This is a genomic window from Microbacterium sp. ZXX196 (assembly GCF_009709595.1).
Taxonomy (GTDB): Bacteria; Actinomycetota; Actinomycetes; order Actinomycetales; family Microbacteriaceae; genus Microbacterium; species Microbacterium excoecariae.
Genome location: NZ_WMEE01000485.1, coordinates 1 through 240 on the forward strand (window position 1 = coordinate 1; position 240 = coordinate 240).

The window sequence follows — 240 nt, forward strand, 5'->3', positions numbered from 1 at the left end:
CCAGCACCTGGTCGTCTTCCCCATGTACACGCAGAACGGCAACCCGGACCGCAACTTCGAGGCGGTCGTGCTGCGCATGGTCTGGCCCGACTGGCTGGCCGACCTGGAGCGCACCCGCTACGACAACCCGATGTTCTGCGGCATCACCTTCGAGGACTTCACCTCCGGATACGACACCAACTCCGCGGTCCTCTTCCCCGAGACCATCGCCGTGCGCGAGGCGCCCGAGCGCTTCACCTG

Annotated in this window: 1 protein-coding gene; it reads left to right on the forward strand. The window is 66.2% G+C overall.

Annotated elements, in window-relative coordinates; all coding sequences use genetic code 11:
- Window positions 1-240: DUF6421 family protein (locus GJQ66_RS13740; protein WP_230379692.1), on the forward strand; the 240-nt coding region annotated here is incomplete at both ends.